Genomic DNA, 25,782 nt, shown 5'->3' with positions numbered 1-25,782 from the left:
GGGTGGATAATATGCTTTACAGGATCTGGTGTCGTAAATAATGATGTAATATTTATTTGTGAGTGAACAAGAATAGTTATATCTTTGTATCATAAATAGATAATAAACATAAGCCGTATGGGATTTTTTAGTTTTTTTTCGAAGGAAAAGAAGGAAACTTTGGACAAAGGTTTATCCAAAACAAAAGAAAGTGTTTTTGGTAAGATAGCTCGTGCTGTCGCCGGAAAGTCTAAAGTGGACGATGAAGTGTTGGATAATCTGGAAGAGGTTCTGATAACTTCTGATGTTGGAGTGGAAACAACACTGAAGATTATTAAACGCATCGAAAAAAGAGTTGCTCAAGATAAATATGTAAATACGCAAGAGCTTAATAATATTTTGCGTGAAGAAATTGCTGCTCTGCTTACTGAAAACAATACGGTCGATTCAGAAGAATTTACTGTTCCCGAAGGGAAAAAGCCTTACGTGATAATGGTAGTCGGAGTGAATGGAGTAGGAAAGACTACCACCATCGGTAAACTGGCTTATCAGTTTAAAAAAGCAGGGAAGTCTGTTTATCTGGGTGCTGCCGATACTTTCCGTGCCGCTGCCGTAGAACAGTTGGTGATTTGGGGAGAGCGTGTAGGAGTTCCTGTTATAAAACAAAAAATGGGATCTGATCCTGCTTCTGTTGCTTTTGATACTTTAAGCTCTGCTGTTGCCAATAATGCCGATGTGGTTATTATTGATACAGCCGGACGTTTGCATAATAAAATAGGCCTGATGAACGAGCTGACTAAGATTAAAAATGTAATGCAGAAAGTTGTTCCAGATGCTCCGCATGAAATATTGTTGGTGCTGGATGGTTCTACAGGACAGAATGCTTTTGAACAAGCCAAGCAGTTTACACTGGCAACAGAGGTGAATGCAATGGCGATAACAAAGCTTGACGGTACAGCGAAGGGAGGAGTTGTAATTGGTATCTCTGATCAGTTTAAGATACCTGTTAAATATATTGGTTTGGGCGAAGGTATAGAAGATTTACAGATCTTCCGTCGCCGAGAATTTGTTGATTCATTGTTTGGTACAGCTAACAAATGAGAAAAAATACAATAGACATTATTACGCTAGGGTGCTCCAAGAATCTTGTTGATTCGGAGAAGCTGATGAAACAGCTTGAAGCCAATGGATATAAAGTTACTCATGACAGTGAAAATCCTCAAGGGGAAATTGCAGTCATAAATACGTGCGGATTCATAGGTGATGCTAAGGAGGAGTCAATAAATATGATTCTTGAGTTCTGCCAGGCTAAGGAAGAAGGACGTTTGAAGAAGCTTTATGTGATGGGATGTCTTTCGGAGCGGTACTTGAAAGAACTGCAGGTAGAAATTCCTCAAGTAGATAAATTCTATGGTAAGTTTAACTGGAATGAACTATTGGCAGATTTAGGTAAGACATATCATTCAGATTTTGCTATAGAGCGTCATCTGACAACACCTAAGCATTATGCCTATTTGAAAATATCAGAAGGCTGTGACCGTAAATGTTCATATTGTGCGATTCCTATTATAACAGGAAAGCATGTATCCCGTCCTATGGAGGAAATATTGGACGAGGTACGTTTGCTCGTTTCAGAGGGCGTAAAAGAGTTTCAGGTTATCGCTCAGGAATTAACCTACTATGGCGTTGATCTGTATAAAAAGCAAATGCTTCCGGAACTCATAGAACGTATGGCTGAAATTCCAGGTGTGAAATGGATACGTTTGCATTATGCTTATCCTGCACATTTCCCAAAAGAACTGTTCCGTGTGATGCGTGAACATGATAATGTGTGCAAATACATGGATATTGCCTTACAGCATATCAGTGATAATATGCTGTCGAAGATGCGTCGTCACGTAACAAAAGAGGAAACATATCAGTTGATAGAGGAGTTTCGTAAAGAGGTTCCGGGAATTCATCTGCGCACAACGTTGATGGTAGGCCATCCGGGAGAAACAGATCAGGATTTTGAGGAGCTTAAAGAGTTTGTCCGTAAGGCACGTTTTGATCGTATGGGAGCATTTGCCTATTCGGAAGAAGAAGGAACTTACTCTGCGAAACATTATAAAGATGATATTCCACAAGACGTGAAACAGAAGCGTCTGGATGAACTGATGGAAATACAGCAGGAAATATCAAATGAATTGAGCCATAATAAAATTGGAAAGGAATTTAAAGTAATCATTGATCGCAAGGAAGGTGATTATTACATTGGCCGTACAGAGTTTGATTCGCCTGAAGTGGATCCGGAAGTCTTGATCAAAGATGAAGGCAGAATGCTTCGTACAGGATCATTCCATCAGGTGAAGGTTTATGATGCAGACGATTTTGATTTATATGCAACGTTAGTATAGCTTTTAAATAATTAAGCGGAAGACATGAACAATAAAGAGTTGATAGGCGAATTGTCACGCCGCTTGGGATATACCAACAAGGATGCGGCACGGTTGCTGACATCAGTTACCGGAATAATGGGTGAAGAGTTACAAGAAGGGAAAGTAATCGCTATTCAGGACTTTGGAACATTTGAAGTCAAGAAGAAAATGGAGCGAATTACTGTAAATCCTGTTACTAAACAACGCTTCCTTGTTCCTCCTAAATTGATTTTGAATTTCAGACCTAGTAATCTCTGGAAAGAACGATTAAAGAAAATCTTCGATAATGAGTGATAAATTCACACAGCAGGACTTGGCTGATTTGCTAGCGCAACGCCATGAAATGAATCCGGCAGATGCAGAAGCATTTGTAAGGACTCTTTTTGCTCTTGTCGAAGAATCTGTAATATCTGATAAATATGTAAAGATTAAGGGACTGGGGACTTTTAAGCTGATAGAGGTTGATGCCCGTGAAAGTATCGACATAAATACGGGGGAGAGGATTGAAATACGAGAACACTCACGTATTTCGTTTACTCCAGATTCAACGATGAGGGAGACCGTAAACAAGCCTTTTAGTCATTTTGAAACAGTTTTGCTTAATGAAAATACTCATTTTGATGATTTAGAGGAAACTTCTGAGTTGGAAGATGATACTGAAGGGCAAGAGGAAGAAACTGTTGAAACAGCTTTTGTAGAAGCTGAAGAAGCATCTCATTCTTGTTTAGAGGGTAGCACACAAACATCTCCCGAAGTAGCAGTGGAAGCTGTTGCTGTAGAAGAAAAATCTGATAAGCAGGAAGATGTTTCGGAAAATGTTATGCAAATGCCTCAAAATGAACTTCCGGAGATTAAGGAGGAACCTGTTCGAAAGAATATATTTCGTTTACCATGGTGCATGTTGGCTACAGTTTTGTTGGCTGGAGTTATTTTAGGAGGTATTGTCGTATGGAGTATGTTTTCAGGAAGAAGGTATATTCCTGAATCTGTAGTTGGGATTCTTATGGAGAAGCAGGCCTCTGACTTGAAACAAGATACTATTGTTCGTAAACCAATCCAGAAGAATTCGGTAATTCAAACTCAACAGATTCTACATGCAAAGGAAGACACTGTGCGTGAATCTGTAGCAATGAGTCCGACACCAGAAAAAACAATCACTCCAGTTGTGAAACGGGAAACCTTGGCAGATACGGTTGAGTATGCTATTACAGGTACAAAAACCACTTATACCATCAGACCGGGAGAAAGTCTGGTGCGTGTCGCATTCAAATTTTATGGAAATAAAAAATTATGGCCCTATTTGGTACAACATAATAAAGATATAATTAAAAATGCAGATGTGGTTCCTGTTGGAACTACGATTAAAATACCGGAATTGTCACCTAAGGCTGATAAGAAATAACGGCATACGTTTCGATATTATTTAAATATCTTTAATCCAATAAGACTTAAACGATAGAAGCAACTAGTTTTTTTAATAAAAATTAGTTGCTTCTGTTAATATAATGCCGTACTTTTGGCTTCGATAAAAAAGGTCAGTTGACCGGTAGTTAAAATGTATATTTGAAAACATAAAAATAAAGAAATTATGGCTGAAGCTATTGACATTCGTGAATTAAACGAGCGCATTGAACGCCAGAGTGCATTCGTGACCAACCTGATGGCTGGTATGGATCAGGTGATTGTTGGTCAAAAACATTTGGTTGAATCATTATTAATCGGTTTATTGGCCGACGGACATATTTTGCTGGAAGGTGTTCCTGGATTGGCAAAAACATTGGCAATCAAAACACTGGCATCGTTAATCGACTCTAAATACAGTCGTATTCAGTTTACCCCAGACTTGCTTCCTGCCGATGTGTTGGGTACAATGATATATAGCCAGCGAGATGAGCAGTTCGTTACAAACAAAGGTCCTATTTTTGCAAATTTTGTTCTTGCTGATGAAATTAACCGTGCTCCTGCGAAAGTACAGAGTGCTTTGCTGGAAGCTATGCAGGAACGTCAGGTTACATTAAGTAAAGAAACTTTCCGCTTGCCTGAACCATTTTTGGTAATGGCAACTCAAAACCCGATCGAACAAGAAGGTACTTATCCATTGCCTGAAGCACAGGTGGACCGTTTCATGTTGAAGGTAATCATTGACTATCCGAAGCTGGAAGAAGAAAAGAAGATTATTCGCCAGAATATATCAGGTGATAAAATTAAGATTTCTCCAATTTTGAAGGCAGAAGATATCATGGAAGCTCGTAAGGTTGTTCATCAGGTTTATCTGGATGAAAAGATTGAGCAGTATATTGCAGACATTGTATTTGCTACTCGTTATCCGGAGAAATATGATTTGAAGGATCTGAAAGGCCTGATAGGTTTCGGAGGATCTCCTCGTGCATCTATTAATCTGGCACTGGCCGCACGAAGCTATGCTTTTATCAAACGTCGTGGATATGTAATTCCGGAAGATGTTCGTGCTGTTGCTCATGACGTGCTTCGTCATCGTATTGGCTTGACTTATGAAGCCGAAGCTACCAATGTTACTTCTGATGAGATTGTAAGCAAGATCTTGAATAAAGTAGAAGTGCCCTAATCATTTATCGGAACGATAAAGAATACTTTGCCTGAGCAATTTGGATTCAGATTGCTCAGGTTGGAGAAGAAAGCATATCATTAAGTAAATGATATGTAATATTTGGTGTATTTTGCTTTGGAAATACAAAGCGTAATCCGAAAATAGAATGGAAACAAGTGAACTATTAAAACGCGTTCGTCAGATAGAAATCAAGACACGAGGGCTTTCCAGCAATATTTTTGCCGGCCAGTATCACTCGGCTTTTAAGGGCAGGGGAATGGCCTTTTCCGAGGTGCGTGAATATCAGTATGGCGATGATGTGCGCGATATAGACTGGAATGTAACCGCTCGCTTTGACAAGCCATTCGTAAAGGTTTTCGAGGAAGAACGTGAACTGACTGTCATGTTGCTGGTCGATGTTTCGAACAGTTTGGATTTTGGTACAGTGAAGCAGCTGAAGAAAAATATGGTTGCGGAAATTGCGGCTACCCTGGCTTTCTCGGCTATCCAGAATAATGATAAGATTGGTGTAATTTTCTTTTCAGACCGTATCGAGAAATTTATTCCTCCGAAAAAAGGACGTAAACACATTTTGTATATCATTCGTGAATTGCTGGACTTTAAGCCGGAGAGTACACGTACAAATATTCAGTGTGCCATTGAGTATCTGACAAACGTTTTGAAGAAACGTTGTACGGCATTCATGTTGAGCGACTTTATAGATGACCGTGATTTTCAGAATGCATTGACGATTGCCAACAGAAAACATGACGTAGTAGCTCTGCAGGTATACGACCGTCGTTTGGAAGAGCTACCGGATGTAGGTCTTATGAAAGTAAGAGATGCTGAAACTGGCCACGAGCAATGGATTGATACCTCATCAAAATCTTTACGGAAAACTCATCACGAATGGTGGAAATCTCGTCAGCAAAAGCTTCATGAGATATTCACTCATAGCAATGTGGATGCTGTATCGGTACGTACTGATCAGGATTATGTGAAAGCATTGCTTAATTTATTTGCGAAACGAAACTAAAATAATTATGAAATACAATAGTAGCAAGAGATATGTGAAGGCATTATGGTGTGCGTTGCTTTTGTTTATTGCAGCTCCAGCTGTAAAAGCACAAGTTACGGTAGAAGCTACCATCGACTCTTTACAGCTTCTTATCGGCGAGCAAGCAAAAATAAAACTTCAGGTAAGCATGGATGCTAATCAGAAGTTGCGTTTGCCGTTACTTCGTGATACATTGGTTACAGGTGTTGAAATTCTGGATGTTGCAAAGCCTGATACTCAGCTGCTGAATAATGATAAGCGCTGGCTGATCTCACAAGAGTATACGATTACTTCATTTGACTCTGCATTGTATTATCTTCCTCCTTTTGAGGTTCTGGTAAACGATCAGGCATACCGCTCGAAAGCTTTGGCGTTGAAAGTTTATTCGATTCCGGTAGATACTTTACATCCGGATCAGTTCTTTGGACCAAAAGATATTCGGGAAGTGCCTATAACTTGGAATGATCTTGCTCCGTTGGTTTATTCAGCACTTGCTATGCTGATATTGGGTGCGGCAGCTGTGTTCTTTATCATTCGTTACCGCGATAACAAGCCTATTATCAAGATTATTAAAATTGAACCTAAATTACCTCCTCATCAAGCTGCCATGAAGAAGATTGAGGAGATTAAGGCTGACAAACAAGTGCGACGTGAAGATCCGAAACTGTATTATACGGAGTTGACCGAGGTACTTCGTACATATATAAAAGATCGCTTTGGATTCAATGCGCTGGAAATGACATCTTCGGAAATCATTGAACATTTGTTGGAAGTAAAAGATCAACAGTCAATCAGTGACTTGAAGACTCTGTTTATGACGGCCGATCTTGTAAAATTTGCTAAGCATGCACCTATGATGAATGAAAATGACATGAATCTGGTGAATGCCGTTGATTTTATTAATCAAACCAAAGTGGAAGAAGATCCGAATGTGAAGAAAGAACCAACAGAAATCAGGGTAGAAGAGAAGCGTTCAAAACAAGGTAGAATTGCGCTTCTATGCAGTATTTCAGTGGTAAGTATTGGTGCTGTAGTTTGCCTGTATTTGGTTATTTGCCACATAATCGACCTCTTTTTTTAACATTTAACTTGTGTAAGAACTATGATTTTTGCAAATCTGGAATATCTGTTTTTGTTGCTTCTGCTGATACCATATATCGTATGGTACTTCATGCGTAGAAAGAAAACAGAACCTACTATGCAGGTATCTTCTACCCGCATGTATATGAATGCGCCGAAGAGCTGGAAGATTTATCTTCTTCATGCCCCTTTTGTTTTGAGAATTGTAGCCTTTGTCATGATTGTATTAGTGTTGGCGCGTCCTCAGACAACTGATAACTGGCAAAATACAGAAATAGAAGGTATCGATATCATGCTGGCAGTGGACGTATCAACCAGTATGCTTGCTGAAGATTTGAAACCCAACCGTTTGGAGGCTGCTAAACAAGTAGCTGCTGAATTTATAAATGGACGTCCAAATGATAACATCGGTCTGACTGTCTTTGCTGGAGAAGCATTTACCCAATGTCCGCTTACGGTAGATCATGGGGTATTATTGAATTTATTTAATAGTATCAAAGGTGATATCGCTCAGCGTGGAATGATAGAAGATGGTACTGCTATCGGTATGGGACTTGCCAATGCTATTAGCCGACTGAAAGACAGTAAGGCTAAATCGAAAGTCATCATTTTGCTGACAGATGGTAGTAATAACCGCGGAGATATTTCTCCACTGACTGCGGCTGAAATAGCTAAACAGTTTGGTATCCGTGTTTATACTATCGGAGTGGGTACGAACGGAACAGCTCCTTATCCAATGCAGACCTATGCAGGAGTTCAGTATGTCAATGTTCCAGTAGAGATTGACGAACAAACACTGACCCAAATTGCCGGAACAACAAACGGAAATTATTTCCGTGCTACCAGCAATTCAAAACTGGAGGAAGTCTACAGAGAAATAGATAAGCTGGAAAAAACAAAACTGAACGTCAAAGAATTCAGTAAGCGGGAAGAAGCTTATGCTACTTTTGCTTTGATTGCTTTCTTCTGTATTTTATTGGAAATTTTGCTGCGTAATACAGTATTAAAGAAAATACCTTAAATTCAAGAATAATTATGTTTCGATTTGGAGAACCTGTTTATTTATATCTACTTATCATATTGCCGATATTGGTAGGGCTATATCTCTATTCCAATTATCGCCGACGTAAAAAGATTGCCCAATATGGTGATCCGGAGTTGTTGGCGCATCTTATGCCTGATGTATCGAAATACCGTCCGGATGTAAAGTTCTGGCTCGTTTTTGCTGCACTGGCTATGGTTATTTTTATGCTGGCCCGTCCTCAGTTCGGATCAAAAATGGAAACTGTAAAACGTCAGGGAGTTGAAACTGTTGTAGCACTTGATATATCCAATTCTATGCTGGCTCAGGATGTTACTCCCAGCCGTCTGGAAAAATCGAAGAAATTAATTTCCCGTTTGGTGGAAACTTTCAATAATGATAAAGTTGCCATGATTGTGTTTGCGGGAGAGGCTTTTACCCAGTTGCCTATCACAAGCGATTATATTTCTGCCAAAATGTTTTTGGAAACCATTAATCCTTCACTTATCTCAACACAAGGAACTGATATCGCCGGAGCCATTAATCTGGCTATGAAAAGTTTTACTCCAAATGAGGGAGTCGGTCGTGCCATTGTACTTATAACTGATGGAGAAAACCATGAAGGTGGAGCTGTCGAAGCAGCGCAGGAAGCTGCCAAGAAAGGTGTTCGCGTATTTGTGTTGGGAGTTGGTTCTCCTGATGGAGCGCCCATTCCGGCAGAAGGAACGAATGAGTTCCGTAGAGATAAGGATGGCAATGTTATCGTAACCCGCTTGAATGAACAGATGTGTCAGGAGATAGCAAAAGCAGGTAATGGCATCTATGTTCGGGTAGATAATACAAATAATGCAGAACGGGCATTGAACGCAGAAATAAGCAAATTGGCTAAGGCTGATGTGGAGACTCAGGTCTTTACAGAGTTTGATGAGCAGTTCCAGGTATTGGCATGGCTCGCCTTGATTTTGCTTGCAGCAGATTTAATGTTGCTGGAGCGTAAGAATCCACTATTCAAGAATATAAAACTCTTTAAACAGAATTGATTTTATGTTGCGGAAAAAATATATGATGCTGGGACTCATGTTTGTTTCTGTTGCAGTTTACGGACAGAAAACAGAACGTGACTATTTGCGCAGTGGAAATAAGCTATATAAAGACAGCACTTTTGTAAAAGCGGAAGTCGATTATCGTAAAGCACTGGAGCTTGAACCGAAGTCTACGGATGCGATGTACAATCTGGGAAATGCTCTCTTGATGCAGCAGAAGGCAAAGGAAGCTATGGAACAGTTTGAAGCAGCATCGCGTGTAGAGAAAGACAAGGCTAAACTGGCTCAGATTTATCATAATATGGGAGTGATTCTGCAATCTTCGAAGCAGTTGCCTCAATGTATCGAAGCATATAAACAGGCTCTGAGGAATAATCCGAAAGATGATGAAACCCGATATAATCTGGCACTTGCTCAAAAGCAGCTGAAAGACCAGCAACAGCAGCAAGATCAGAATCAGGAAAAGGATCAGAAGCAAGATCAGAAAAAAGACGAACAACAACAGAATAAAGACCAGCAGGAACAAGATAAGAAAGACCAACAGCAGAACAACCAGCAACAGCAGCAGAATGAAAACCAAATGTCGAAAGAAAATGCGGAACAACTGTTGAAAGCTGCCATGCAGGACGAAAAGAACGTACAGGACAAGGTGAAGAAAGCTGTTCAGGTTCAAGGACGTAAATTGGAAAAAGACTGGTAATTTTAGGTGAATAATTATATAAACGAAATAAGGAAATGATGAGGAAATTTACTTTCTTTCTACTGTTGATTCTTACTACAGTATATGCATGGGCAGATAAAAAAGCGACTTTGACGGCTGAAGCTCCCGATGTGGTAGTAAGCGGGGATCAATTTCGCTTGACATTTACGGTCAACACACAAAAAGTGAAGGATTTTCGCGCTCCTTCTATAACAAAAGGGTTTGATGTGCTGATGGGGCCGAGCCGTTCTCAGCAGAGTAGTACGCAAATTATTAATGGCAAGGTATCTTCAAGCAGTTCTATTACGTATACTTATATATTGATGGCAGGTGATGCGGGAACTTACACGATACCGGCAGCCAGTATCGAAGCCGAAGGTGAGAAGATATTTTCTAATGCCATAACTATAAAGGTCCTTCCTCCCGATCAGTCGGCTGGAAATGCTAAAAGCAGCCAGGGAAGTTCTTCTCAGAGTGCAAGTCAAGTTGCGAGCGGACGTATAACTAACAATGATTTGTTTATTACAGCAACTGCCAGCAAGACCACTGTACACGAACAGGAAGCTATCTTGCTGACTTATAAAGTATATACGCTTGTAAATCTTCGTCAGCTGTTTGGTAAAATGCCGGACTTGAAAGGGTTCCATACGCAAGAAATAGAATTGCCTCAGCAAAAGACTTTCTCATTGGAACACTATAAAGGACGTAACTATAACACGACAGTCTGGAGTCAGTATATATTGTTCCCACAGCAGACAGGTAAGTTGGAGATACCTTCAATAACTTTCGAAGGAGTTGTAGCTGTACAGACAATTTCAGATGATCCGTTTGATGCTTTCTTCAACGGAGGTGGTTATCGGGAAGTGAAGAAGAAAATTGTAACTCCTAAACTGACTATAAACGTGCAGCCTCTTCCGGCAAAGCCTGAAAACTTCTCAGGAGGTGTAGGTGAATTTACTCTTTCGTCTTCTATCAATGCAAAAGATGTAAAGACGAATGATGCTGTTACTATTAAACTGACTATCAACGGATCAGGAAATATGAAACTGATAAGTACTCCGGAAGTGAAATTCCCTGAAGACTTTGAAGTTTACGATCCTAAGGTAACAAATAATTTCGATGTATCACGAAGCGGGCTTACCGGCAGTCAGACAATAGAATATCTGGCCATTCCACGTCATGCTGGAAACTTTACGATTCCGCCTGTTGAGTTTACATATTTCGATTTAAAGACAAATTCGTATAAAACGCTGAAAACTGAGGCTTACAATATTAATGTAGCAAAAGGTAAAGGAAATGCCGATCAGGTAATTGCAGACTTTACGAACAAGGAAAATGTAAAGGTATTGGGCCAAGATATCCGATTTATAAAGTTGGGCGATACGAAGCTTATGCCAAAGGGTGATGTCTTCTTCGGAACAATCAGTTACTATTTATGGTATATCATACCATTTGTTTTGTTCGTGGGACTGGTGGTATTTTTCCGTAAGCAGGCGGCCGAAAATGCAAATGTGGCTAAAGTAAAGACCAAGAAAGCAAATAAAGTGGCAACCAAGAGAATGAAGCTTGCCGGAAAACTATTGGCAGAAAATCGTAAAAATGAGTTCTATGATGAAGTATTGAAAGCTTTGTGGGGATATATCAGTGACAAGCTGAGTATTCCGGTTTCACAACTTTCGAAAGATAATATAGAAGCCGAGCTGGCGAAATACGGAGTTGCTGATGATGTAATAAAAGACTTTATCAATGCCTTGAATGAATGTGAATTTGCTCGTTATGCTCCGGGAGATGAAAACGAAGCAATGGATAAAGTTTATACTACATCGGTAGAAGCTATCAGTAAAATGGAGAATAGTATCAAACATTAACAACAGACCGAACAACAAAAATTGATATGAAAAGACTATCTATAATAATAGCATTCCTGATCGGACTCTTTCAGTTTGCTTCTGCCTCTGTTACAAAGGCTGAAGCAGACAAAGATTATCAGGAAAATAAGTTTGCGGATGCGATAGAAAAATATGAAGCTATTTTGGCTTCAGAAGGTGAGTCGGCTGATATTTATTATAATTTGGGAAACAGTTATTATAAGAATAAAAATATCGCTAAGGCCGTATTAAACTATGAACGTGCGCTATTGATGAATCCAGGAGATGCAGATATTCGTTTCAATCTGGAAATGGCAAGAAGTAAAACAGTTGATCAGGTTACTCCTACAAGTGAAGTTTTTATTGTGACATGGGTAAAATCGCTGACTAACTGCATGAGTGAAAGCGGATGGGGGGTAACTGCTATCATAGCGTTTCTTCTCCTTTTGGCTGGACTGGCACTGTATATATTTGGTAATAGAATTGTATTCAAGAAGATAGGCTTCATTGCAGCTATCATATTTTTAGTCGTAGCTGTATGTGCAAACTTCTTCGCAAGCGAACAGAAAGATGAATTGCTGAACCGTACAGGAGCTATCGTTATGTCGCCAAGTATTACAGTTAAAAGTACTCCTAACGAGAGTGGAACAGACCTGTTTGTACTGCATGAAGGTACTAAGGTATATATAGAAGACAATTCCATGAAAGGATGGAAAGAAATCCGTCTGGAAGATGGAAAAAAAGGATGGCTTCCTGTTTCGGCAATAGAAGTTATCTGATTATTTTCTGTAATAACAGATATTTATGATTGATATACAGCAACTGATTGAAGCAGATAAAGAATTGTTATTAACTCTGAACGGAAGTTCTTCCTTGTTCTGGGACGGATTTATGTGGACTGTTTCCGGAACAAAGATATGGATTCCGGTTGGTGCTATGTTGCTGTATATCATATTCAAGAATACTAAATTTACTCAAGGGTTGCTTATACTCGTGATGCTGGTTTTGACTGTAACGCTTGCCGATCAGTTCTCTTCAGGTCTTTGCAAACCCTTGTTTATGCGTTTCCGTCCGGCTCAGGATCCGGAAATAATGTATATGGTGAATGTCGTGAATGGCTACAGGGGAGGAGCATATGGATTTATATCAAGCCATGCTGCCAATACATTTGCTGTAGCTACCTTTGTAGCTTTGCTCATACGTAATTGCTGGATGACTGTCATTATGTATATATGGGCACTGATACCATCTTTTTCACGTATATATTTAGGGGTACATTATCCGGGAGATATTATTTGTGGTGCTGTTGCAGGATGTGTAATAGCTTCATTGGTTTACTGGCTGTATGCATTTATCGAGAAAAAATATTTCGATCAGGCCCAATATGTTTCTGGACAATATACTATCACGGGTTTTGAGATAACTGATATCAAAGTGTTTCATACCGTTCTGTTATTGACTTATTTCTATGCAGTAGTGGCTGCATTAGTTGTTTGCAAATCCTTTTATTTCTGAGCAAAATAATTGCAGGTATAGCAAAAAAGTTAAATTTTTGTTTGCTTATTCATTTTCTTTCATTACATTTATATCGTGAATTAACAAAAGATTTTGTCTAACACTTTAAATTTTGATTACTATGAACAGAACGATAACATTCAATGAACTTCGTAAAATTAAGGATTCATTACCCAGCGGAAGCATGCATCGCATTGCCGATGAATTAAACTTGAGTGTAGAAACCGTACGTAACTTCTTCGGTGGACATAATTTTAAGGATGGCAAAAGCGTAGGTATCCATCTGGAACCCGGTCCAGACGGTGGGTTGGTGATGTTGGACGATACGACCGTGCTTGATAAAGCAATAGCAATTCTGAAAGAGCAAACAGCCTAAAGCTGACAATAAGTGCAAAATCCTAATCGGTATGTATTTTACTGATTAGGATTTTTTGTTAAGTATGATTCTGTGTGAAACCTTTTAAAACTTTAGTCTATGGAAGATAAACTCATTACATTATCCATTCTTACCTATTCGAAAGCACAAATCCTGAAATCTGTACTCGAAAGTGAAGGTATAGAATCGTACATTCATAATGTGAATCTCATCCAGCCGGTAATTTCATCGGGAGTAAGAGTACGTATTAAGGAAAGTGATTTGCCTCGTGCCTTGAAAATTATAGAAAGTTCTTCGTGGCTGTCTTCTGAGATTCTGGAAGAGAAATCTGCTGACTCCGACTCTGAAAAAGTTCCTAAAGTGCTGATTCCTGTTGATTTTTCAGCTTATTCTCTTAAAGCATGTGATTTTGGCTTCAATGTAGCTTCGCGTATGCATGCAGAAGTTGTTTTATTGCATGTTCATTTCACACCGATTTATATTCCTAGTTTGCAGTATGACATAGAAAACTATCAGGTTCCGTCAGGAAATGATGTGACAACGGTTAAAGGAATGATAGAAAACATACATAAACAGTTGAATAAATTATCGGAGAATATAAATGAAAAGATACAGAACGGAGAATATCCGAATGTAAAATATACATGTGTGTTGCGTGAAGGAATACCGGAAGAAGAAATATTATACTATATTCGTCAGGAGAAACCTCTGATTGTCGTCATGGGTACTCGTGGTGAGCATCAGAAAGATCTGAATCTGATAGGAAGTGTGACCGCTGAAGTTATTGAACGGAGCCGTTCATTTGTGTATGCAATTCCAGAGAATGCACCGGAGAAATCTCTTGAGAATATTCATAAGATTGCTTTGTTTACCAGTTTCGACCAGCGTGACTTGATCGCTTTCGATTCATTGATAACTACTTTTAAAGACAATAAGTTTGAGATTTCCTTTATCCATGTGAATTCTCACGAAGAAAAGCGTACATGGAATGAAATTAAACTGGCGGGTATCAAAGAGTATTTTAAGAAACAATATCCACAGCTTGAGTTTACTTACTTGAATATTGATGAAGATCATTTGCTGGGCAATCTGGATCAGTTTGTGCAGGAAAATGGTATAGATGTGATATGTACTTCGAATTATAAACGTAATATCTTTGCCCGCTTGTTTAATCCTAGCATTGCACGAAAGATGCTTTTCCATTCTAATACACCTATTCTTATTATTAAATAAGAATAAAATAATAAAGCCCTCACCAAATAGGTAAGGGCTTTTGTGTGACCGCGACAGGATTCAAACCTGTAACCGGCTGATCCGTAGTCAGCTACTCTATTCAGTTGAGCTACGCGGCCATACTTTTTCAACATTTCAATAAAGAAGAGTGACCGCGACAGGATTCAAACCTGTAACCGGCTGATCCGTAGTCAGCTACTCTATTCAGTTGAGCTACGCGGCCATACTTTTTCAACATTTCAATAAAGAAGAGTGACCGCGACAGGATTCAAACCTGTAACCGGCTGATCCGTAGTCAGCTACTCTATTCAGTTGAGCTACGCGGCCAATTCTTTCAATATTTCAATCAGAAGAGTGATCGCGACAGGATTCAAACCTGTAACCGGCTGATCCGTAGTCAGCTACTCTATTCAGTTGAGCTACGCGACCATATCTTCATTGCTTCGAAAGAAGAGTGACCGCGACAGGATTCAAACCTGTAACCGGCTGATCCGTAGTCAGCTACTCTATTCAGTTGAGCTACGCGGCCATGTCTTTTTTCTTAACGGGTGCAAAAGTATAGAGTTTCTGCTAAACTTCCAAATATTTTCGCTCTTTTTTTAAGTTTTTTATTCGATAAATCGTGAATTAAATATCTGCCAGCCCAATGTAATGCCAAGATTCCAGTTGTTTGACGGTGAGCTATAGTGATTTAGGTAAACGCTTATCGCTCCGAATGGAAGTTTGGCAACAAGTGAAATTTCTCCCATATATTCTATTTTGCTGAATAATTCACCGTAATATGCTTTCGATTCTTCGTCACGCATTATCGGAAAAATAGGAGCAAAGCCATAAAATTCTGCTCTGGCATGGAAGACTGGTGTTATCTGGAAGATAGGCATAATGCCGGCTCCGATGAACTGATTGGCACGGAAAGCTTCATTATACGTAATCTTGCTATGTGGTGTAGGTGAGAATTCACCTGCCTGCATCATGGTTGCGGTATAATTATGGCTGAAATTACGTGAAGAATAGTAGGCGCGAATATAGTTCCCCAATACGAATTTGGAGGAAAGCGAATAATATCGTTCCATTTCATAGGATAATTGCAGCCAGGACTGGACATAATTATATGTACCGTTATACGGGTCTGGAGTTGATCCTGCTTCATATGATTCCGTTCCGGTGTATATATGTGCCACAAGTCTCTCTCTGCGTCCTGCTGTGGCATATTGTCTGCTGTTTAGTGTATTTCCATCCATTGCCACAGACCCTCCGAAAATAGTGTAGTTGCTGATATCATTTTTGTCATTGTTGAAGTCAATGACATTGTTCTGGAAATACAGGTCTTGTATTTTTCCGATTCCGATGCCGAATTCTGCTTTCTGGCGTGTAAGGAAAGGCATTGAAACCAGCAGCTTGACAAAATTCTCTTTCTTTTTATTGAAAACAGGAGAATTACCTTTTGAGAAAAGTTTTTCTTGCTTAAAATAATCGAATGAAGAGATTGATCCTACCAGGCGGAAGGATGTTGGAATATGGGTAGGGAAATCAATGCGTCCTGCTATTTGCAAATTGTTATAAATTTGTCCTAACTGTCCGTCTAGCGAAACTTCTTTTGAGAAGTTGTTCAAGTTGTGGTAGGTAGCTCCTACATAAATTTGGTTAGCGCCGTTTGAGCCTACGTTTCCTCCTACACGGAGCGATAAGTCATCTTCAATCTTTACTTTTAAGTGTAGGGTAAACGTTGTATCAACTTTATTGTATACTGCATGCGGAATGATTTCTGATATCATATTGTCCGACATCAGACGGAAGTAACCTTTCCGTAAGTCTTCCAAAGAGAATATTTCGTGATCCGATGAATGGAACTCTTTGCGAATATATTTCTTTTGCTGCTCGTTTCCGCCTGTAATCGAGATTTCGCGAAAGCGCAGCTCTGGCATATTTTTCTTGTAAGCAATACGTTTCAGCTCCAGTTGACGATAATTGATTCGTCGTGAGATACGTGCCTTAATAGAATCCATGAGCTGTATGGTACGGTTGTAACCGATGTCGTGGAGTTCGTCAAAGCGGTCGAAATCCATCAGATTCACATTGTCGTACTTGAAAGTCATCAAAATGCCCAATGAGTCGGGTAGAGAGTAATCAGTCTTTTGCATAATCATGTTTTCCAGCTGTCCCATGATATCTCCCTCCTGAGGCTTTCCCGGGTTGGAACTTACTACACTTCCGATAATGACATCCGGATGAAAATCGTTTACCATTACATTTACGGGGAAATTATTGTAGATTCCTCCATCGTAAACCAGTGTCGAATCTATTTCTATGGGTTTGAACATGGCAGGGAAACTCATGGAAGCCCGGACAGCATCTCCCAGATCTCCTTTTTCAAATATCATCGGCCTTTTGTTGTATACGTCCGAAGCAACACATCTGAAAGGCACAAAAAGCTGGTTGAAGTCATTGTTGCATGCAGCAGTGGCCTGACCGAAGAGCTCGAGAAAGGCCAGGTTCATTTGCAACGGATCTACCACACTGGAAGGAAGAAACTGCGTCTTTACCTTGTGCAGGGGATTTTTTAAAGAAACCCTGATATTCAAGAATTCAGGAGTAGGAGGGTTTTTCTTGAAGTAGTAAATATATTTTTCCTCTATATTTCCCGTATACCATCGTTTGAAACTGTCCGATTTCAGTAATCTTTCCATATCATCGGGCGAATACCCCATGGCATATAGCGAACCCACAATAGCTCCCATAGATGTTCCGGCTATATAGTCGATAGGAATGTGATTTTCCTCTAATGCCCTGATGATACCTATGTGGGTCAGGCCTTTTGCTCCGCCTCCACTTAATACAAGACCAACTTTTTGTGCCTGTATCTGGAATGTCAGAACAAAAAGCAGGAAGAACATATATAATGCTTTTTTCATCAATAGAATTATTTTTGATATAAAACCAAAGATAGAAAAAAACTCCTTATCTATTCAAGAAAAAGGGAAAAATTGCGTCCTTTTAAGGAAGATTTGGCTATAGATAATTTTGATGAATCAGAACATTGCCGGAAAAGAACCTGATGTTTTTTGAAAATTTGTACAAAGCTTCCTTATTTTCGTACAAATTTTTTAAAAAATTCATGATATTTTTGACAAAAGAAGATGAAGAATTTATAGAAGATTGATATTGAAAATTGTATGTATAGACAAAAAAACGCCGGATAAAAGGCTGAAGCCCTTATCCGGCGTTAGATATTTTGAGAGAGAATGCTTTTAGATCAGGTCAATACTACGTTTTACGAAGTTTGTCAGAGCTTCCCCTTTCAGCATGTTGTTCTGTAATAAGGCCAAGTCGATCAACTGATGTACGACCTTATTGCTTGCAGCATACTCATTAATGATACTGTCTTTTTGTTTTTTCTGTTCATCAAGCTTCTTCTCGATGTCATGCAGTTCATCTTTTTCTGTTGTAGGAATTTCTTCATCCTTCTTGCCTTCGTGAGCTTTGTGGAATTCGCTTTCGCGAAGCTTCAGCATAGCGATTTCAGATTCTACAGGAACCAGCTTTTCTGAGCAGGAAGCTTCTGCATCATCCAATACCTGTTTGATCAGTCGGTGGTCACTGTTAAGAACCAGATTAAACATATCAGGCATTTCTCCATAGAAACTCATTCCCGGCTGTATGTTGGCCATTTCTTTCATACGACGCATATATTCAGCCTGAGTTATAATGATAGGAGCGGATGTTTCTCCCATAGCTTGTGTTTCTACATGGAACTCTGTCTTCTGTACCTTAGGTAACTGGCCGTTGAATACAGTTGCCAAAATTTCACGTTTGGTATCTGCCAATTCTTCACCTTTCTGTTCTTCTTTGACAATCAGACGGTCGATTACATCACTGTCGACACGTGTGAAATGGCTCTTTTCGAACTTTTGTTCCAGCATGTTTATCATCGGAACATCCAATTGTCCGTCCATCAGCAATACATTGTAGCCTTTGTTCTTTGCAGCATCAATGTATGTATATTGTTCGTCGAGGTTGTTGGCATACAGATAAATCAGACTTCCGTTCTTATCTGTCTGATTGTCTTTAATCAGAGTCTGATATTCTTCGAAAGTATAATATTTGCTGTCTGTATCTTTGAACAAGGCGAACTTATTTGCTTTCTCGTAGAAGTCTTCCTGAGTAAGCATACCGTAATTGATGAAAATCTTCAGGTCATCCCATTTGTTTTCAAACTCTTTACGGTCGTTCTTGAAGATAGATTGCAGACGGTCTGCCACTTTCTTGGTGATGTATGTAGAAATCTTTTTTACATTCGAATCACTCTGCAAGTAAGAACGTGAAACGTTCAGTGGTATATCAGGTGAGTCGATTACACCATGAAGCAATGTCAGGAAGTCGGGTGCGATACCTTCTACAGAATCTGTAACATATACCTGATTGCAGTATAACTGTATTTTGTTTTTCTGCAAATCGATATTGCTCTTTATCTTAGGGAAGTAAAGTACACCTGTCAGGTTGAACGGATAGTCTACATTCAGATGAATCCAGAATAAAGGTTCGTCCGACATCGGATACAAGTCGCGGTAGAACTTCTTGTAATCTTCATCTTTCAGTTCGCTTGGCTTTTTAGTCCAGATAGGGCAAGAGCTGTTGATGATATTGTCTTCTTCTGTATCTACCTGTTTGCCATCCTTCCATTCTTTCTTCTTTCCGAAAGCAACCGGAACCGGCAGGAAACGACAGTATTTGTTAAGCAATCCCTGTATACGTGACTCTTCCAAAAATTCTTTGCAGTCGTCGTCGATGTACAGAATGATATCTGTTCCTCTGTCATCTCTTTCTGCATCTTCCAGAGTAAACTCAGGACTTCCGTCGCAACTCCATTTGATAGCTTTGGCATCTTCTTTATAAGAACGGGTTACTATTTCTACTTTTTTTGCTACCATGAAGGCAGAATAGAAACCTAATCCGAAATGTCCGATGATTGCATTTGCATCGTTCTTATATTTTTCCAGGAAGTCATTAGCTCCAGAGAAGGCAATCTGGTTGATATATTTATCTATTTCTTCGGCAGTAAGTCCTAAACCTCTATCGGAGATGGTAATTGTATCCTTATCTATTTTTACATGGATAGTAAGGTCGCCTAATTCGCCTTTGAAATCTCCTGTAGATGCCAAAGTTTTCAGTTTTTGTGTAGCATCGACTGCATTTGAAACTAATTCACGAAGAAATATTTCATGATCGCTATATAAAAATTTCTTAATGATGGGGAAGATGTTCTCTGTTGTTACCCCAATATTACCTTTTTGCATAGTTCTTATATTTTAATTTTTTACTATTTTGATTCGTTTGTAACAAATTACGATGGCATACTGACAAAAAAAATGCCAGACGAATTTCGCCTGACATTTTGTCTGTTTCTTTAATGTTTATCGTATTGCTTTATTTTACGATTTCCATCTTTATTTCATTTCCTTCTGCGTTTAAACCAACATGAATAGTATCTCCTGCTTGAGGATCTTCATTCAGGATAAGTTCTGCCAGTCCGTCTTCCAGATTATTCTGGATGGAGCGCTTCAAAGGACGTGCGCCGAATTGTACATCATATCCTTTGGACGCAACAAAACGCTTGACTGCATCATCGATAACCAGCTTATAACCTAAAGATTCCATACGTTCGTAAAGTCCTTTCAGTTCAATATCAATGATTTTCTCCAGTGCATTGATATCAAGCTGGTCGAATGTAATAATCTCATCGAGTCGGTTGATAAATTCCGGAGCAAACGATTTGTTCAACGCTTTCGTTATGACGCTTCGTGAATACTCCTTATCGTCTGTACGGGTTTGTGCGGCAAAACCGATTCCCTTGCCGAATTCTTTCAGCTGGCGTGTTCCGATATTTGACGTCATGATAATCACTGTGTTTTTGAAGTCAACAGTTCTGCCATAACTGTCAGTCAAACGTCCTTCATCCATTACCTGAAGCAGCAAATTGAATACGTCGGAGTGTGCTTTTTCTATTTCATCCAGCAAAACGATAGAGTAGGGCTTGCGACGTACTTTTTCTGTCAACTGTCCGCCTTCTTCGTAACCTACGTATCCCGGAGGAGCACCTACGAGTCGTGAAACGGTGAATTTTTCCATATATTCACTCATATCAATACGGATAAGAGCGTCTGCCGAACCAAACATCTGCTTGGCCAGTTCTTTTGCCAAATGAGTCTTTCCAACTCCGGTAGGCCCCAGGAAAAGGAATGTTCCGATAGGCTTGTTGGGGTCTTTCAAACCTACACGACTGCGCTGGATAGCTTTTACCAAGGTGTCTACGGCTTTGTCTTGAGCAATAACTTTAGCAAGCAATTGTTCTTTCATGCCCTTCAGTCGGATACCTTCAGCTTGGGCCATACGCTGTACAGGTATTCCGGAAATCATGGAAACAACATCTGCTATCTGCTCTTTGTCAACTGTTTCCCGATTTTCCTTCAAACTTTCCTCCCAACGCTGTTTCATATCTTCGAGTTCGCTCATCAATGACTTCTCCCGATCGCGGAAACTGGCAGCCAGTTCAAAGTCTTGCAGACGTACGGCTTCGTTTTTATGTGTGCGTGCTTCATCTATCATCTGTTCCTGTTGTTCTATTTCTTTAGGAACTGTGATGTTTTTCAGGTGTACACGTGAACCGGCTTCGTCCATAGCGTCAATGGCCTTGTCAGGGAAATTACGGTCGGTAATGTATCTGTCTGTCAATTTGACACATGCTTCGAGAGCTTCGTCTGTATAAGTCACATTATGATGCTCTTCGTATTTCTCTTTGATATTTTGCAAAATCTGAAGTGTTTCCTCCGGTGTAGTCGGTTCTACAATAACTTTCTGGAAACGTCTCTCCAAAGCACCGTCTTTTTCAATATTCTGACGGTATTCGTCGAGAGTGGTTGCACCGATACATTGAATTTCACCACGTGCCAATGCTGGTTTCAACATATTGGCGGCATCCATAGAGCCCGCTGCCGAACCGGCACCCACTATGTTATGAATTTCATCGATAAACAGAATGATATTCGGATTCTTCTTCAATTCGTTGAGAATTGCACGGATGCGCTCTTCAAATTGTCCGCGGTATTTGGTTCCAGCCACTACAGCCGTCATATCGAGTGCAATCACGCGCTTATCAAACAAGATACGTGATACTTTTTTCTCGATGATGCGTAGTGCCAGACCTTCAACGATTGCAGATTTTCCGACTCCTGGTTCTCCAATTAAAATCGGATTATTCTTTTTGCGGCGGCTTAATATCTGAGCCAGACGTTCTATCTCTTTTTCACGGCCGACAATCGGGTCGAGCTTGCCCTCTGAGGCAGCTTTTGTCATGTCTGTACCGAATGAATCGAGTACAGGAGTGTCATTGTTAGGCTTTTGCTGCTGTGTACGAGTGGTTTGCTTTGCTTCTTGTGAGAAGAATGAGCTTTCTCCGTTGCCTGTTGGCTGTCGGCGTATGCCTTCCTCTTCCTCTTCTTCATCCTCTCCGAAATCCAGTCCGCTTTGCGGTTCAGCCTTGGGGACAAGTTTGTCCATTACTTTCTGATAAGTAACCTCATTCTCTTCCAATATCTGTGAGGCTTTATTTTGATTTTCTCTCATAATTGCTAATAACATGTGTTCTGTATCGGTAGCCGGACTTTTCAGTATGCGCGACTCCAATATGCTCATTTTTAATATTTTCGATGCTTTCTCATCGAATGTAATATCTTCTGAATAATTTTCAGGAGTTACAGCCGATGATCTTAAATCGTTTTCCAACGTTTTTTTGACCATTTCCAGGTCTACGTATAAGTCTTTCAATATTTGGACAGCTTTTCCTTCACCTTCGCGAATAAGTCCCAACAACAGATGCTCTGGACCTATATAATTATTGCGCAGGCGATTTGCTTCTTCTTTACTAAACTGTATTACGTCGGATATTCTTTGTGAAAATGGATTATTCATAAATTTGGTTTTCTCCCTCAAAACATTTCTTTTTGCAAAGATACATTATAAATATAATACTATAATAAGCTCTTTTTTCTATTTAACAAAAATCATGCCAGATATGTTGCGCTTTTGCTTCGTATAATGTGGAAAGATTGTCTTTTATGTCAATGAAATATCGATCTGGTAAAAAGCAAACTCGTTGCAGGTAATATTTCCCAATGATTTTTTATCCTGGTAAAATTCTTTGGTGTTAAGCCTTTGAGTTTGTTTATAGTTTTAACCGAGGTCGAGGTAGGGAATGGCTAAAACTTTATATTTTTTTTTGCTGTTTCAATAAAATGTCGTACTTTAGCGTGGTTTTTAATAAGCCAGAGAGATCTAAATAATAACTAATTTTGTTTCAATGCAAGAACAAGACAGAATAATAAAAATCAACATCGAGGAGGAAATGAAGAAGTCGTACATCGACTACTCTATGTCGGTAATCGTTGCTCGCGCCCTTCCAGATGTAAGAGATGGCTTTAAACCCGTACATCGTCGTATCTTATACGGTATGATGGAGCTGGGAAATACTTCAGACAAGCCATATAAGAAAGCAGCAAGAATCGTAGGTGAAGTTTTAGGTAAATATCATCCGCACGGAGATTTATCTGTGTATGGTGCATTGGTGCGTATGGCGCAGGATTGGGCTATGCGTTATCCATTGGTCGACGGACAAGGAAACTTCGGATCTGTAGACGGGGATAGTCCGGCTGCAATGCGTTATACAGAGGCTCGTTTGAAGAAAATAGGTGAAGACATGATGCAGGACTTGTATAAAGAGACTGTTGACTTCACGAATAACTTTGACGATACATTACAGGAACCGACCGTAATGCCTACACGTATACCTAATCTTCTCGTAAACGGAGCATCGGGTATTGCAGTAGGTATGGCTACCAATATGCCGACTCATAACTTGTCGGAAGTAATCGATGCATGTGTTGCTTACATTGACAATAACGATATTGATGTAGATGGACTCATGCATTATATCAAAGCTCCTGATTTCCCGACTGGTGGATATATTTATGGTATAAGCGGTGTGCGTGATGCTTATGAAACCGGACGTGGACGTGTGGTAATGCGTGCCAAGACGGAAATCGAATCACATCCTACACACGATAAGATTATCGTTAACGAGATTCCTTATAATGTAAATAAGAAGGAGCTGATAGAGAATATAGCAGCTCTGGTAAATGACAAGAAAATAGAAGGTATCTCGTATGTGAACGATGAGTCCGACCGTGAAGGTATGCGCATTGTAATTGATGTAAAACGTGATGCGAATGCCAGCGTTGTATTGAACAAGCTGTTCAAAATGACAGCTTTGCAAACATCTTTCGGCGTAAATAACATTGCCTTGGTACATGGTCGTCCGAAGTTGCTGAATCTGAAAGACTTGATTCGATTGTTTGTTGAGCATCGTCATGAAGTAGTGATCCGTCGTACTCAGTTCGATTTGCGCAAGGCTAAGGAACGTGCTCATATATTGGAAGGACTGATAATTGCTTCTGATAATATCGATGAAGTAATTCGCATCATACGTGCTGCCAAGACTCCGAATGAAGCTATCACAAATTTGATGGATCGTTTCCAGTTGACAGAAGTTCAGTCGCGTGCTATTGTAGAAATGCGCCTTCGTCAGCTTACAGGACTTCTGCAAGATCAGTTGCATGCTGAATATGAAGAACTGATGAAACAGATTGCCTACTTTGAAGAAATTCTGACTAATGAAGAACTTTGTAAGAAGGTTATCAAGGATGAACTTATCGAAGTGAAGGAAAAATATGGTGATCAGCGACGTTCTGAAATTGTATATGCTTCGGAAGAATTCAATCCGGAAGATTTCTATGCTGATGATGAAATGGTGATAACTATTTCTCATTTGGGATATATCAAACGTACTCCGTTGTCTGAATTCCGTGCACAGCATCGTGGTGGAGTAGGGTCGAAGGGTAGTGAAACTCGTGACGAAGACTTTATCGAACATATTTATCCGGCTACAATGCATAATACCATGATGTTCTTTACTCAGAAAGGTAAGTGCTACTGGCTGAAAGTATATGAAATACCTGAAGGAAACAAGACATCGAAGGGTCGTGCTATACAAAATCTGCTGAATATTGATTCTGATGATGTTGTTACTGCATATCTGCGTGTTAAGAATCTGAATGATACAGAATTTATCAATAGTCATTATGTATTGTTCTGCACAAAGAATGGAGTAATCAAGAAAACATTGCTTGAACAATATTCTCGTCCGCGTCAGAATGGTGTAAATGCTATAACAATTCGCGAGGATGACCGTGTAATTGAAGTACGTATGACCAATGGAAACAATGAGATTGTCATTGCTAATCGTAACGGACGTGCTATTCGTTTCCATGAAAGTGCAGTTCGCGAGATGGGACGTACAGCAACCGGAGTTCGTGGTATTACACTCGATGAAGACGGTACAGATGAAGTAATTGGCATGATCTGTATTAAAAATCCGCAGGAAGAAACTATTATGGTTATTTCTGAGAATGGATACGGAAAACGTTCTGATATTGAAGACTATCGTAAAACTAATCGCGGTGGTAAAGGTGTTAAGACTTTAAGCATTACTGAAAAGACAGGAAAACTGGTTGCAATCAAGTCTGTAACAGATGAAAACGATTTGATGATTATCAATAAATCGGGAATAACTATCCGTTTGCATGTAGCAAGTGTTCGCATTATGGGACGTGCAACTCAGGGAGTTCGTCTGATAGACCTTGAAAAGCGTAATGATCAGATTGGTTCTGTTTGTAAGGTAACATCTGAATCGGAAGAGGAGAATGTAGATAATGAAGACTCTGTTTCTGTAGATGGTATACCTTTTAATGAAGAAGGTTCTGCCGACGAAAAACAAGAATAAAATAAATTGAATATATTTGTATTACTAAATCAAAAA

At 39.6% G+C, this 25,782-nt stretch carries 19 protein-coding genes and 5 tRNA genes; 16 read left to right on the top strand and 8 right to left on the bottom strand.

The features are described 5' to 3' along the window. Positions 1-117 precede the first annotated feature (117 nt). From ftsY to ACDG22_RS11710, 15 genes are all read left to right on the top strand, one after another. Entirely contained in the window at positions 118-1,080 is a 963-nt protein-coding gene (gene ftsY / locus ACDG22_RS11780) for a signal recognition particle-docking protein FtsY (RefSeq protein WP_007569554.1), read from the top strand. Beyond that, positions 1,077-2,375, top strand: a complete 1,299-nt coding sequence (rimO, locus tag ACDG22_RS11775) for a 30S ribosomal protein S12 methylthiotransferase RimO (RefSeq protein WP_007569555.1) — start codon at positions 1,077-1,079, stop codon at positions 2,373-2,375. The genes ftsY and rimO overlap by 4 nt, the downstream gene beginning before the upstream one ends. Positions 2,376-2,399: 24 nt before the next feature. Continuing rightward, the gene (locus ACDG22_RS11770) at positions 2,400-2,690 is read left to right on the top strand and encodes an HU family DNA-binding protein (protein WP_007569556.1); all 291 of its coding nucleotides are present in this window, start codon (positions 2,400-2,402) and stop codon (positions 2,688-2,690) included. Further along, positions 2,683-3,798 carry an HU family DNA-binding protein gene (locus tag ACDG22_RS11765; RefSeq protein WP_007569560.1) on the top strand — a complete coding sequence of 372 codons (1,116 nt, stop codon included), beginning with the start codon at positions 2,683-2,685 and terminating at the stop codon, positions 3,796-3,798. Before ACDG22_RS11770 ends, ACDG22_RS11765 begins: the two co-directional genes overlap by 8 nt. A gap of 186 nt (positions 3,799-3,984) precedes the next feature. After that, entirely contained in the window at positions 3,985-4,980 is a 996-nt protein-coding gene (locus tag ACDG22_RS11760; protein WP_007569562.1) for an AAA family ATPase, read from the top strand. 148 nt (positions 4,981-5,128) lie between these two features. Further along, positions 5,129-5,998 carry a DUF58 domain-containing protein gene (locus ACDG22_RS11755; protein ID WP_007569565.1) on the top strand — a complete coding sequence of 290 codons (870 nt, stop codon included), beginning with the start codon at positions 5,129-5,131 and terminating at the stop codon, positions 5,996-5,998. A 7-nt stretch (positions 5,999-6,005) separates the two neighbouring features. Then, entirely contained in the window at positions 6,006-7,100 is a 1,095-nt protein-coding gene (locus ACDG22_RS11750; RefSeq protein ID WP_007569573.1) for a BatD family protein, read from the top strand. 21 nt (positions 7,101-7,121) lie between these two features. Further along, a complete protein-coding gene (locus ACDG22_RS11745) occupies positions 7,122-8,120 on the top strand; it encodes a vWA domain-containing protein (RefSeq protein WP_007569578.1) in 999 nt (332 codons plus the stop codon). Positions 8,121-8,134: 14 nt separating this feature from the next. Further along, positions 8,135-9,160, top strand: coding sequence for a VWA domain-containing protein (locus ACDG22_RS11740; protein WP_007569580.1), 1,026 nt, complete (start codon positions 8,135-8,137; stop codon positions 9,158-9,160). 4 nt (positions 9,161-9,164) lie between these two features. Beyond that, positions 9,165-9,863, top strand: coding sequence for a tetratricopeptide repeat protein (locus ACDG22_RS11735; protein ID WP_007569582.1), 699 nt, complete (start codon positions 9,165-9,167; stop codon positions 9,861-9,863). A gap of 38 nt (positions 9,864-9,901) precedes the next feature. Then, a complete protein-coding gene (locus ACDG22_RS11730) occupies positions 9,902-11,731 on the top strand; it encodes a BatD family protein (protein ID WP_118484804.1) in 1,830 nt (609 codons plus the stop codon). A gap of 26 nt (positions 11,732-11,757) precedes the next feature. Next, a complete protein-coding gene (locus ACDG22_RS11725; protein ID WP_007569585.1) occupies positions 11,758-12,510 on the top strand; it encodes a tetratricopeptide repeat protein in 753 nt (250 codons plus the stop codon). Between the two features lie 28 nt (positions 12,511-12,538). Then, positions 12,539-13,246, top strand: coding sequence for a phosphatase PAP2 family protein (locus ACDG22_RS11720; protein WP_040312068.1), 708 nt, complete (start codon positions 12,539-12,541; stop codon positions 13,244-13,246). Positions 13,247-13,367: 121 nt separating this feature from the next. Next, positions 13,368-13,622, top strand: coding sequence for a hypothetical protein (locus ACDG22_RS11715; protein WP_007569591.1), 255 nt, complete (start codon positions 13,368-13,370; stop codon positions 13,620-13,622). Between the two features lie 99 nt (positions 13,623-13,721). Beyond that, complete coding sequence (locus tag ACDG22_RS11710; protein ID WP_270212227.1) at positions 13,722-14,855, top strand: universal stress protein; 1,134 nt, start codon at positions 13,722-13,724, stop codon at positions 14,853-14,855. Between the two features lie 45 nt (positions 14,856-14,900). Here ACDG22_RS11710 and ACDG22_RS11705 read toward each other — a convergent pair. From ACDG22_RS11705 to ACDG22_RS11670, 8 genes are all read right to left on the bottom strand, one after another. Beyond that, positions 14,901-14,974 (bottom strand) — tRNA-Arg (locus ACDG22_RS11705). A gap of 30 nt (positions 14,975-15,004) precedes the next feature. After that, positions 15,005-15,078 (bottom strand) — tRNA-Arg (locus ACDG22_RS11700). 30 nt (positions 15,079-15,108) lie between these two features. Beyond that, positions 15,109-15,182 (bottom strand) — tRNA-Arg (locus ACDG22_RS11695). Between the two features lie 28 nt (positions 15,183-15,210). Beyond that, positions 15,211-15,284 (bottom strand) — tRNA-Arg (locus ACDG22_RS11690). Between the two features lie 26 nt (positions 15,285-15,310). Beyond that, positions 15,311-15,384, bottom strand: a tRNA-Arg gene (locus ACDG22_RS11685). Between the two features lie 79 nt (positions 15,385-15,463). Beyond that, positions 15,464-17,767 (bottom strand): patatin-like phospholipase family protein, encoded by a 2,304-nt coding sequence (locus ACDG22_RS11680; protein WP_022125435.1) that lies wholly within the window; start codon positions 17,765-17,767, stop codon positions 15,464-15,466. A gap of 336 nt (positions 17,768-18,103) precedes the next feature. Beyond that, positions 18,104-20,149: a molecular chaperone HtpG gene (htpG, locus tag ACDG22_RS11675; protein ID WP_370858890.1), complete on the bottom strand. Its 2,046-nt coding sequence runs from the start codon at positions 20,147-20,149 to the stop codon at positions 18,104-18,106. A gap of 130 nt (positions 20,150-20,279) precedes the next feature. Then, positions 20,280-22,820, bottom strand: a complete 2,541-nt coding sequence (locus ACDG22_RS11670) for an ATP-dependent Clp protease ATP-binding subunit (protein WP_007569600.1) — start codon at positions 22,818-22,820, stop codon at positions 20,280-20,282. A gap of 388 nt (positions 22,821-23,208) precedes the next feature. Here ACDG22_RS11670 and gyrA point away from each other — a divergent pair, with 388 nt between their 5' ends. Beyond that, the gene (gene gyrA, locus ACDG22_RS11665) at positions 23,209-25,746 is read left to right on the top strand and encodes a DNA gyrase subunit A (RefSeq protein ID WP_270213038.1); all 2,538 of its coding nucleotides are present in this window, start codon (positions 23,209-23,211) and stop codon (positions 25,744-25,746) included. The last annotated feature ends 36 nt before the right edge of the window (positions 25,747-25,782 follow it).

It is taken from the genome of Phocaeicola coprocola (genome assembly GCF_041333015.1).
In the GTDB taxonomy this organism is placed as follows: Bacteria; Bacteroidota; Bacteroidia; order Bacteroidales; family Bacteroidaceae; genus Phocaeicola; species Phocaeicola coprocola.
Note: the sequence above shows the minus strand (reverse complement) of the source record. Positions and strands in the feature narration are given on the sequence as shown.

What these genes read in the sequence shown, in the direction of transcription:
- htpG (WP_370858890.1), bottom strand. Translation starts at nt 20,149, where the DNA reads ATGCAAAAAGGTAATATTGGGGTAACAACAGAGAACATCTTCCCCATC.
- ftsY (WP_007569554.1), top strand. Translation starts at nt 118, where the DNA reads ATGGGATTTTTTAGTTTTTTTTCGAAGGAAAAGAAGGAAACTTTGGAC.
- ACDG22_RS11765 (WP_007569560.1), top strand. Translation starts at nt 2,683, where the DNA reads ATGAGTGATAAATTCACACAGCAGGACTTGGCTGATTTGCTAGCGCAA.
- ACDG22_RS11715 (WP_007569591.1), top strand. Translation starts at nt 13,368, where the DNA reads ATGAACAGAACGATAACATTCAATGAACTTCGTAAAATTAAGGATTCA.
- ACDG22_RS11680 (WP_022125435.1), bottom strand. Translation starts at nt 17,767, where the DNA reads ATGAAAAAAGCATTATATATGTTCTTCCTGCTTTTTGTTCTGACATTC.
- ACDG22_RS11750 (WP_007569573.1), top strand. Translation starts at nt 6,006, where the DNA reads ATGAAATACAATAGTAGCAAGAGATATGTGAAGGCATTATGGTGTGCG.
- ACDG22_RS11740 (WP_007569580.1), top strand. Translation starts at nt 8,135, where the DNA reads ATGTTTCGATTTGGAGAACCTGTTTATTTATATCTACTTATCATATTG.
- ACDG22_RS11760 (WP_007569562.1), top strand. Translation starts at nt 3,985, where the DNA reads ATGGCTGAAGCTATTGACATTCGTGAATTAAACGAGCGCATTGAACGC.
- ACDG22_RS11735 (WP_007569582.1), top strand. Translation starts at nt 9,165, where the DNA reads ATGTTGCGGAAAAAATATATGATGCTGGGACTCATGTTTGTTTCTGTT.
- ACDG22_RS11745 (WP_007569578.1), top strand. Translation starts at nt 7,122, where the DNA reads ATGATTTTTGCAAATCTGGAATATCTGTTTTTGTTGCTTCTGCTGATA.
- ACDG22_RS11710 (WP_270212227.1), top strand. Translation starts at nt 13,722, where the DNA reads ATGGAAGATAAACTCATTACATTATCCATTCTTACCTATTCGAAAGCA.
- ACDG22_RS11770 (WP_007569556.1), top strand. Translation starts at nt 2,400, where the DNA reads ATGAACAATAAAGAGTTGATAGGCGAATTGTCACGCCGCTTGGGATAT.
- ACDG22_RS11755 (WP_007569565.1), top strand. Translation starts at nt 5,129, where the DNA reads ATGGAAACAAGTGAACTATTAAAACGCGTTCGTCAGATAGAAATCAAG.
- gyrA (WP_270213038.1), top strand. Translation starts at nt 23,209, where the DNA reads ATGCAAGAACAAGACAGAATAATAAAAATCAACATCGAGGAGGAAATG.
- ACDG22_RS11670 (WP_007569600.1), bottom strand. Translation starts at nt 22,820, where the DNA reads ATGAATAATCCATTTTCACAAAGAATATCCGACGTAATACAGTTTAGT.
- ACDG22_RS11730 (WP_118484804.1), top strand. Translation starts at nt 9,902, where the DNA reads ATGAGGAAATTTACTTTCTTTCTACTGTTGATTCTTACTACAGTATAT.
- ACDG22_RS11725 (WP_007569585.1), top strand. Translation starts at nt 11,758, where the DNA reads ATGAAAAGACTATCTATAATAATAGCATTCCTGATCGGACTCTTTCAG.
- rimO (WP_007569555.1), top strand. Translation starts at nt 1,077, where the DNA reads ATGAGAAAAAATACAATAGACATTATTACGCTAGGGTGCTCCAAGAAT.